The sequence below is a fragment of the Thiorhodococcus minor genome, from assembly GCF_010820565.1.
Classification (GTDB): Bacteria; Pseudomonadota; Gammaproteobacteria; order Chromatiales; family Chromatiaceae; genus Thiorhodococcus; species Thiorhodococcus minor.
Genome location: NZ_JAAIJQ010000210.1, coordinates 1 through 2,397, shown reverse-complemented (window position 1 = coordinate 2,397; position 2,397 = coordinate 1). Strand labels below are relative to the sequence as shown.

Here is a 2,397-nt window from a genome sequence, read left to right as displayed (position 1 = left end):
TCTGCGTGTACGCCCAAATCGCCACTAAATGCTTGTTTTAAAATGAATCGCTAGACCCCCCGAAATCCGGGAGAGCCCTCGCTGCGCCTTGATGACCTTCTCTGGATTGACCGCAAAAATGGTACGGGGCCTGGATCCGTTCAGCACCCAGTCATCGGCGATCCCAACGGCCGTTTCCATGGTCACGCAATCGACCGGAACCCCCAAGACATCAGCTCTCTTCACCGGCATCCGTATCACCCTTCAGTCGCGACCCGACTTGGAATCAAAACGCGCGCCGACGAAACCAGTCAACGCTTCTTTCGATGTCACCTAGCGCCACGCTGGCCTCCGTCAAGCAGAAGATGCTCAGAAAATCGTGCGGCGCTTGCCCCCGGTGCATGAGACTAACCGTAGTACTCTCCGTCTTCTGTCCATAGCGCATTGAGCACCAACCCCGGATCGGATCCGTGTCCCCGCGATGAACGCTAATCTTTCCACCACTCAGCAGCAGGCGGATCCTCCGATGACCCGATTGCGCAGGATGCGCAAAGCAAAGCGTGCCCATTTCCGCCGCATCCAATACGAGCGTCGATCCTGACGACTGAAACTCCGATCCGGTTTCACTGCCGTCGGACAGACAGATACAACCATTCTCAGAGACCCAATCCAGATCGACACCCAAATGCCAATTCAACTCGAATCGATGCTCACCCGCCCCGCGCATCCCATCCCAAACGACGAGCACCTCCGGGGAGAACAGCATCCCGCGCCAATGCGCGATGCCGGGATCGCGATAGCCTGTCTGACGCGCCAGCAGCCGGACCTGACCATGCTCCAGTCTCTCAGCCGCGACCAACTCGGCAACGAAGGGCCTGGACCACATGAAGGGTGTCTCAGGCCGCGCCTGGTCATGACCATCCACCAACACCGTATTGTGCCCGCGCGTACCGCGAAAAAAGTGGCGCCAGCGTTGATCGCCTGTGTAGGTGTAAGTCCCCGGGTCGACCAGGATGGCGCCAGAATCGTCACGCAAGATCAGGGACAGGGCATCCGCGTGTCCGTGTCCATAGGCCGGCGGCATCCCCAGCGGACCATGATCGAAGATCAATGTCAGCCTGGATTGGTCCCCAGGCCGTACTAGGGTCAGTCCCATGTCGGGAAAGGTCCGCAACCGCTCCTGAGCGGCAAACGTCTCGAAGGATAGGCGCAGAAAGGGCGACAGCGCATAACCACCGTCCGCATCCCCAAAAACTGGCAAATCGGCTGGCGATTGTGCGAACACCGCCAGAAAAGCGCGTCCGCGCTCTAAGGCGGCCGTCAATTCCGCCGGAATCTCATGGTTCCTAGAATCAAGCAGCCGCTCCACCAAACCAATAAGATCGAGCACGAACAGATGGTACCAGGTCGCACGCTCGATACCCCCACCATCGGTGAGTATCTGCCGCGCCGCTTCCTGGCGCAGCGTCTTCAAACCCACCGCGTACCAACGATCAGCACCGCGTAGCTCCGAGAACAGAACGCCCGCGAAGATCAGCCCGGCACACTCGGCGATAGTATGGTTACCAGAGGAGGAATGGAGCGACAAACGCCCCGCGATCAGGTCAGCGTGCGAATGGACGATGGACGCGGCGCAGCACCACACAGAGGAATGCTCGATGATCTCGGGCCGGATGAGGTCCAGGGCGAAACAAACGGCGATGATCCGCAGCCCGCACTCCATGGCCGAGACATAATGAATGCCGCAAGCAACCGGATTGGCCTCATACCAGGACTGCAATTGCCTGACGATCAAATCGACGGCGCGTGCGCGTTCGCTCTCGTACCGCCGAGCGATCAGCGCCAATGTGACGAGCTGCTGAAGCCTGGACGGCTCCCATACCACCCGCGCATCCCCGAATGGATTGCCCTGTCGGTAGCTGATCTTACCGAAGAAGACCTGCGGCCAGTTCCGCCCCGTGTCCGGCGCCCGATGCCAGACCGCACCATCGGATGACCATGACCAGTCGAAGCCCAACGCCGGCCAGATCCCCACCAGCGAGGCTTCGATCTCGTCATCGCGGGCATCCAGCGTAAAAGGCACCGACGGTAGCTGCGACTCGAGATCGATGCAAAACCGAAACGTGCTCGGATCATCATGAATATAGCTCCGCCCCAAGACGCCGGAGCGAAAGGCCGCTTCTGCGGTTTTCAGACGAACCACCTCCAGCAGACGCCACGCAATTTCCTTGGGCGTCATCACCTTGAGGCGCTTCAGGTACCAGCCACATCGGTGCAGACTTCCTGCCCCGACTGGGAGATCAGCCCGCTTGGGGTACGTTGAACGTGCGAACCACATCGCTATACCTCGTATAGGCACAGATTGCGCCCTCTTAACCTAGCTCTGAGTAAGCCTCGTTAACCTGCTGTATTTATTTT

General features: G+C 59.3%; 1 protein-coding gene. It reads right to left on the bottom strand.

Translation table 11 applies throughout. The annotated features are described in order from the left end of the window. Window positions 1–265: 265 nt before the first annotated feature. Window positions 266–2,218 carry an alginate lyase family protein gene (locus G3446_RS26350; RefSeq protein WP_245232816.1) on the bottom strand — a complete coding sequence of 651 codons (1,953 nt, stop codon included), beginning with the start codon at window positions 2,216–2,218 and terminating at the stop codon, window positions 266–268. Window positions 2,219–2,397: the final 179 nt, after the last annotated feature.

Coding starts and splice junctions, on each gene's coding strand:
- G3446_RS26350 (WP_245232816.1), bottom strand. CDS start 2,218: ATGACGCCCAAGGAAATTGCGTGGCGTCTGCTGGAGGTGGTTCGTCTG.